General features: G+C 74.1%; 7 protein-coding genes and 1 tRNA gene. 1 reads left to right on the top strand and 7 read right to left on the bottom strand.

The window, feature by feature from the left end; translation table 11 throughout:
• Window positions 1-294: 294 nt before the first annotated feature.
• The 7 genes from HCN56_RS22525 to HCN56_RS22495 all read right to left on the bottom strand — a co-directional run bounded on the left by HCN56_RS22525 (window position 295) and on the right by HCN56_RS22495 (window position 5,581).
• Window positions 295-368: transfer RNA gene (locus tag HCN56_RS22525), tRNA-Ala, on the bottom strand.
• A gap of 76 nt (window positions 369-444) precedes the next feature.
• Window positions 445-1,515, bottom strand: a complete 1,071-nt coding sequence (gene sepX / locus HCN56_RS22520) for a divisome protein SepX/GlpR (RefSeq protein ID WP_167974017.1) — start codon at window positions 1,513-1,515, stop codon at window positions 445-447.
• A gap of 113 nt (window positions 1,516-1,628) precedes the next feature.
• The gene (locus HCN56_RS22515; RefSeq protein ID WP_167974015.1) at window positions 1,629-2,306 is read right to left on the bottom strand and encodes a GNAT family N-acetyltransferase; all 678 of its coding nucleotides are present in this window, start codon (window positions 2,304-2,306) and stop codon (window positions 1,629-1,631) included.
• Window positions 2,303-2,881 (bottom strand): MogA/MoaB family molybdenum cofactor biosynthesis protein, encoded by a 579-nt coding sequence (locus HCN56_RS22510; protein WP_312871378.1) that lies wholly within the window; start codon window positions 2,879-2,881, stop codon window positions 2,303-2,305. Before HCN56_RS22510 ends, HCN56_RS22515 begins: the two co-directional genes overlap by 4 nt.
• Entirely contained in the window at window positions 2,878-3,363 is a 486-nt protein-coding gene (moaC, locus tag HCN56_RS22505) for a cyclic pyranopterin monophosphate synthase MoaC (RefSeq protein ID WP_167974013.1), read from the bottom strand. The genes HCN56_RS22510 and moaC overlap by 4 nt, the downstream gene beginning before the upstream one ends.
• Before the next feature lie 24 nt (window positions 3,364-3,387).
• Window positions 3,388-4,674, bottom strand: a complete 1,287-nt coding sequence (glp, locus tag HCN56_RS22500; RefSeq protein ID WP_209313060.1) for a molybdotransferase-like divisome protein Glp — start codon at window positions 4,672-4,674, stop codon at window positions 3,388-3,390.
• Window positions 4,667-5,581, bottom strand: coding sequence for a UTP--glucose-1-phosphate uridylyltransferase (locus HCN56_RS22495; RefSeq protein ID WP_167974009.1), 915 nt, complete (start codon window positions 5,579-5,581; stop codon window positions 4,667-4,669). The genes glp and HCN56_RS22495 overlap by 8 nt, the downstream gene beginning before the upstream one ends.
• Window positions 5,582-5,707: 126 nt before the next feature.
• Between HCN56_RS22495 and HCN56_RS22490 the strand changes: the two genes are divergently transcribed.
• Window positions 5,708-6,351, top strand: a 644-nt coding sequence (locus HCN56_RS22490; RefSeq protein WP_167974019.1) for a 5-formyltetrahydrofolate cyclo-ligase, incomplete at its 3' end; no start/stop codon positions are given.

The following is a 6,351-nucleotide window of genomic DNA, read 5'->3' as shown; positions in this document are numbered from 1 at the left end:
CTTCCGGACGCGCCCCGGCGCGCCGGGGCCGGCGGGCGCGCGGGCACGCCCGGCCGGACCGTGGCGGAGAGCGGGACGTGAGCGCGGTGCGGCAGCTGCCGGGAGGCGGCGCAGGGCCGCCTCGGCGTGCCTGCCGGGGTTGGCGTGAAACGCGACGCGGGAGTGACCGATGCCCCGCGACGACGCGGACCCGGTGAGACACCAGCGGCACAACGCGAAGATCCCGCCCGGTCTTTCGACCGAACGGGATCTTCCTGGCTGCTCGTTCCTGGAACTTCGTGAGCTGCCTCGCTGTGGACCTGTGGGGATTTGAACCCCAGACCCCCTCGTTGCGAACGAGATGCGCTACCAGGCTGCGCTACAGGCCCTTGCGAACGATCAGAACTCTAACACCTCGACCGCCCGAGACCGAAATCGGCTTCCCCGCGCGGCCCGGCCGGGCCGTCACTCCCCCGCGGCTCGCGGCCGGTCCTCGTCGACGCGCTCCTCGTACTGGTCGAAGAGCGGTGTGCGCTGTGGACGGACGGCCCCGCCGGAGGTGGCCGGGCCGGGCACCGCCACCGCCGCCCCCCCGGCGGTGGTGGACCGGGCCGCGCTCCAGGTGTCGGGCGCGTCCAGGTCCACGGCGCGGTTGCTCCGCGGGGCCACGGGGGCGTTGACGTAGGTCGGCAGCGGCACCGGTGCCGGCTCCCAGCCGTCCGCGTCGGGTGCGCCGCCGGCGCGCTCCTGGTCGACCCACTCGGCGTGGTCGGTCTGCTCGACCAGCGCCCGCCGGCCCTCGGCCGCCGGTGAGGCGGCCGGTTCCGGGGCGACGGGCTGCGGGCGGGGCCGCTCGCGGAGGCGGCGCGCAGCCTCCTCCGCCCGGCGGCGGTCCATGGTCACGGCGTAGCGGCGCCGCTCCTGCCGCCGGAGGTGGACGATGTAGACGCTGAGCAGCACCGCGGGCGCGACGGGGAGCCACATCAGCAGCGGGCCGCCGATCGACATCGCGACGATGCCGCTGCCGGCGAAGGTGAGGAACAGCAGCATGGTGACCCTGCGGCGTCTCGCCAGGACCTTGGCCCGGACCCCGGACCGCTCCTCGTGGGCGGCGCCCCGGTCGGCAGCGGCCTGGCGTGCGGCGTGCTCGGGCACGTCCTCGGTGACGTCGCGCAGTTCCGTGACCGGGTCGGCGTAACCGCGCAGGTCGGAGTAGGGGTCGGGAGCCGCCTGACCGGCGTTGCCGAGGTGGTCCCCCTCGGCGTCCGCCTCACCGTGGGCCGGCGCACCGTGATCCGACGCGGCGGCCGGCTCGGCCGGCTCGGCGTCCCCGCCGGCGCGGCGGCGGCGCCGTTCGGTCTCCCGGGCGGAACGGCGCTCCAGTCCCGCGCGGCCCGACAGCAGCCGGATGGCGGTGCTGAAGCGCTCCGTCGGACGGGCTTCGTTCAGCTCGTCCTGGCGGCGGAGCCACATCGGTACGAGATACGCGGCCCACGCCCCAACGATCATTGCGAAGATGAGGCCATGGCTGTTCACGGTCACACGGTAGAGGGGTTTCCGCGACCGCATCAGCCACATTGCGCGGTGTGTTGCGGGTTCTGGCCGCCATCCCGGTGTTTTCCTCGGATTGTTATGAAGGAGGACCGGATTTATCGAATGTCTGTTTTATTTTCTGCGGGGTCGGCGATTGCTGAGACACCGTCGGTCACCGCACCGCCCGCCGCGCGGCGGGCGCGCCAGCCCGGCAGCAACCCCTCCGGTACGTCATCGGAGTTGAGCGTGTACACGATGTGGTCGCGCCAGCCGCCGTCGATGTGCAGGTACCGCGGACGGACGCCCTCCTCGCGGTAGCCGAGCTTCTCGACGACCCGTCGGCTCGGGCCGTTCTCCGGCCGGATGCAGATCTCCAGCCGGTGCAGACCCACCGTCAGGAAGCAGTGGTCGGTGACCATCGCGACCGCGGTCGGGATCACGCCCCGTCCGGCGACCGCGCTGTCCACCCAGTACCCGATGTGCGCCGCACACAGCGAGCCCCAGGTGATACCGGCGACGGTCAGCTGCCCGACCATCCGGCCCTGGTAGGTCACCACGAAGGGCATCATCCGTCCCGCGTGCGCCTCGGCCCGCATGTGGCGCACGTTCTGACGGAACGTCGGACGACGCGGCTGGTGGTGTCCCGGCGGCGCCGGTGGCACCGTCGCCTCCCAGGGGCGCAGCCACGCCCGGTTGCGCTGGTTGATCTCCCGCCAGCTCGCGTGGTCCCGCTGCCTGATGGGACGCAGCCCCACCTCGCCCTCGACGAGTTCGACCGGCCAGTGGGCGCTCACGACCGCTCCCCCGCATCGTCGTCGGCAACCGCATCGCCGTGAGCCACCGGGGCGCCGGAGCCGCCGGCGGGCGGGGCGTCGCCGTCCGGGCGCTGGTGGTCGCCGCCGCGCAGCTGGTCCACGGCGTGCACCAGGAGCGGCCGCAGCACGGCCAGCCCGTCCTTCACCCCACCGGTGGAGCCGGGCAGGTTGACGATCAGCGTGCGGCCGGCGACGCCGGCCAGCCCGCGGGAGAGCGCCGCGGTCGGCACCGTGGCCAGCCCCGCCGCACGGATCGCCTCGGCGATGCCGGGCACCTCGCGGTCGATGACGCGACGGGTCATCTCCGGCGTGAGGTCGCCGGGGGTGAGCCCCGTGCCGCCGGTGGTGACGACCACGTCGTACCCGGCGTCGACGGCCGCGTGCAGCGCGGCCGCGACCGGCTCACCGTCGGGGACGACCTGCGGCCCCTCGGTGGCGAACCCGAGGGCGCGGAGCCCCTCGACGACCAGCGGGCCGCCGGTGTCGCGGTAGACCCCCGCGGCGGCGCGGTTGGAAGCGGTGACGGCCAGCGCCCGGTAGCGCGCGGTGGTCACGGTTCCCGGCTCCAGTCGCCGGAGGCGCCGCCGCTCTTCTCCTCGACCCGGATGTCGGTGATCACCGCGGCGCGGTCGACCGCCTTGACCATGTCGACCACGGTGAGGGCGGCGACGGAGACCGCGGTGAGCGCCTCCATCTCGACGCCGGTGCGGTCGGTGGTCCGCACGGTCGCGGCGATCTCGACGGCGTCGTCGGCGACCGTCAGCTCCACCGAGACGCCGGAGATGGCCAGCGGGTGGCAGAGGGGGACGAGTTCGGGGGTGCGCTTGGCGCCCATGATGCCCGCGATGCGGGCGACGGAGAGCGCATCGCCCTTGGGCATGCGGTCCGGCCCGGCGCGGAGCAACTCCACGACCTCGGGCGCCACCCGCACACGGCCGGTGGCGCGCGCGGTGCGGCGGGTGGTCTCTTTGGCGGAGACGTCGACCATCCGGGCTGCGCCGGCCTCGTCGATGTGCGTCAGACGGGTGCTGCTCATGATGGCCAACGGTACCCCGGCCGGTCAGACGGGTGTGTCCAGGAGCACCACGTCGAGTTCGTCGCCGGGGGTGATCTCGGTGGTGTGCTCCGGCACGACGATCAGCGCGTCCGCGTGGGCGAGCGCCCCGGTGAGGTGCGAGCCGGAGCCGCCGACCGGCCGCACGGTCCGGCGGTAGGAGTCGTGGACCCCCCGCAGGAACTGCCGTTTGCCGGGCGGGGAGGACCGCGGGCCGTCTCCCTCCAGCGTGGCGCGGACCCCGGGGCGGAAGGGGTTGGGGAGCCCGGACATGCGTCGCAGCGCGGGCCGGACGAAGACCTCGAACGAGACGTAGGAGCTGACGGGGTTGCCGGGGAGCGCGAGCAGCGGAATGCGCGCCTCACCCAGGACGCCGAACCCCTGCGGCTTACCCGGCTGCATGGCCACCCGCCGGAAGTCGACATGGCCGGGGGTGCGCCCCAGATTGCTCAGCGCCTCCTTGACCACGTCGTGGGCGCCGACGCTGACGCCGCCGGAGGTGACGATCAGGTCGGCGCGGATCAGCTGGTCCTCCAGCACCGTCCGCAGGGCGCGGGCGTCGTCGGCCACGGCGCTGACACGGTAGACGACCGCACCGGCCTCCTTGGCGGCGGCGGAGAGCGTGAAGCTGTTGGAGTCGTAGATCCGGCCCGGCCCCAGCTCGTCGCCGGGGCGGACGAGCTCGCTGCCGGTGGAGACGACGACCACCCGCGGGCGGGGTCGGACCCGGACGAAGGCCCGGCCGATACCGGCGAGCAGCCCCACCTGGGGCGCGCCGATCAGCGTGCCGGCGGTCAGGGCCACGGAGCCCGCGGCGATGTCGCTGCCGCGGGGGCGGATGTACTGCCCCGGCTCGGGCGCCCGGAAGACCTGGACCTGCCCGTAGGCGACGCTGCCCGGTGCCATCGTCTCGGCGGGGCCGTGGCCGCTGCCGCCGTCGGTCCACTCCACGGGGACGATGGCGTCGGCGCCCTGGGGCACCGGCCCGCCGGTCATGATGCGGACCGACTGGCCGGGGCCCACCACCGGCGGGTCGCCGGTGCCGGCGACCACCTCGCCGGTCACCACCAGGCGGGCCGGGGCGGAGTGGTCGCATCCCCGGAGGTCGGCGGAGCGCACCGCGTAGCCGTCCATCGAGCTGTTGTCGAACGGCGGCAGGGCGATCGGCACCGTGACGTCCTCGGCCAGCACGCAGCCGTGTGCGTCGAGCAGTTGGAGCTCGATGGGCTCCAGCGGCCTCACCGCGGCGAGGATGTCCTCCAGGTGGTCGTTGACCGACCAGATGTCACTCAATCTCTCGCATCTCCCCGTTGACGTACGTGGTGAGCCACTCCCGGAAGTCGGGCCCGAGGTCCTCACGTTCGCACGCGAGCCGGACGATCGAGCGCAGGTAGTCGGCCCTGTCGCCCGTGTCGTACCGCCGTCCGCGGAAGACGACGCCGTGGACCGGGCCGCCGAGCGAGGGGTCGCCGGCCAGGGTCTGCAGGGCGTCGGTCAGCTGGATCTCCCCGCCCCGGCCGGGCGCGGTGTGCCGCAGCACGTCGAAGACGGCCGGGTCGAGCACGTAGCGGCCGATGACCGCGAAGTTGCTGGGTGCCTCGCTGCGCTCCGGCTTCTCCACCAGGCCGGTGACGCGGACGACGTCGTCACTGCCGATCGCCTCGACGGCGGCGCAGCCGTAGAGGTGGATCTGCGAGGGGTCGACCTCCAGCAGCGCCACGACGCTGCCGCCGAGCCGCTCGCGGACCTCGGTCATGCGGGCGAGCAGCGGGTCGCGGGGGTCGATGAGGTCGTCGCCGAGGAGCACCGCGAACGGCTGGTCGCCGACGTGCGGCTCCGCGCAGGCCACGGCGTGACCCAGGCCGCGGGGGTCGCCCTGCCGAACGTAGTGGACGGTGGCGAGGGTGCTGGACTCCAGGACACGGGAGAGGCGCCCCTCGTCCCCCTTGGCCCGCAGGATCTCCTCGAGCTCGTAGTTGCGGTCGAAGTGGTCCTCCAGCGGCCGCTTGTTGCGCCCCGTGACCATGAGGACGTCGGTCAGACCGGCGCTGGTCGCTTCCTCGACGACGTACTGGATCGCCGGTCGGTCCACGACCGGCAGCATTTCCTTGGGAGTGGCCTTCGTTGCGGGTAGGAACCGAGTACCGAGGCCGGCGGCGGGAATGACTGCCTTGGTGATCGCGGAACGCGCTGAGGTCATACCGGTCACCTTATCCGTTTAGTCTGCTTGTACAGCGCATCCGATGACGGGTGCACGAGCAGGTGGAGCGCCCGCGCGTGCGCTCCGCACTACCGGGCCCCGGGAGCGGCAACTGTGGACGAGAGCATGGCCATCGCGGCACGGAAACGTGAGGTTCGCAGGGACCTGTTGGCGGTGCGGGCCGCGATGGCCGACGACGAGCTGGAACACGCCGGGGCGGCGCTGACGAAGCAGGCGCTGGCCCTGCCGGAGCTGGCCGCCGCGCGCACCGTCGCCGCGTACGTCTCCGTCGGCCACGAGCCGGAGACCCGCCCGCTGCTGGAGGCGCTGCGCTCCCGCGGCACGCGCGTGCTGCTGCCGGTGCTGCTCCCCGACGACGACCTGGACTGGGCCCGCTACGAGGGCGAGGCAAAGCTGGCCGAGGCGGAGCACCCGGGGCGCATCCGGCTGTACGAGCCCGGCGGGGAGCGGCTGGGCACCCACGCCGTCATCGAGGCGGACGTCGTGCTGCTCCCGGGGCTGGCGGTGGACGGCCGCGGCGTCCGCCTCGGCCGGGGCGGCGGCTCCTACGACCGCGTCCTGGCGCGGCTCGCGGTCAGCGCCGCCCTGCCCGACGACGCCGCCGAGGCGGCTGGGGAGGGCGCGGCCGGCGACGGCTTCGGTGCCGGTGCCGGTGCCGGTGCCGGTGCCGGTGCCGGTGCCGGTGCCGGTGCCGGTGCCGGTGCCGGTGCCGGTGCCGGTGCCGGTGCCGGTGCCGGTGCCGGTCCTGC

Origin of the sequence: Streptomyces lonarensis, from assembly GCF_012033735.1 — a bacterium.
GTDB lineage: Bacteria > Actinomycetota > Actinomycetes > Streptomycetales > Streptomycetaceae > Streptomyces > Streptomyces lonarensis.
This window is presented reverse-complemented; position numbering and strand designations above follow the sequence as displayed.

Bases quoted from the DNA above. Each gene is read 5' to 3' on its own strand.
- moaC (WP_167974013.1), bottom strand. From the start codon at position 3,363: ATGAGCAGCACCCGTCTGACGCACATCGACGAGGCCGGCGCAGCCCGG.
- HCN56_RS22495 (WP_167974009.1), bottom strand. From the start codon at position 5,581: ATGACCTCAGCGCGTTCCGCGATCACCAAGGCAGTCATTCCCGCCGCC.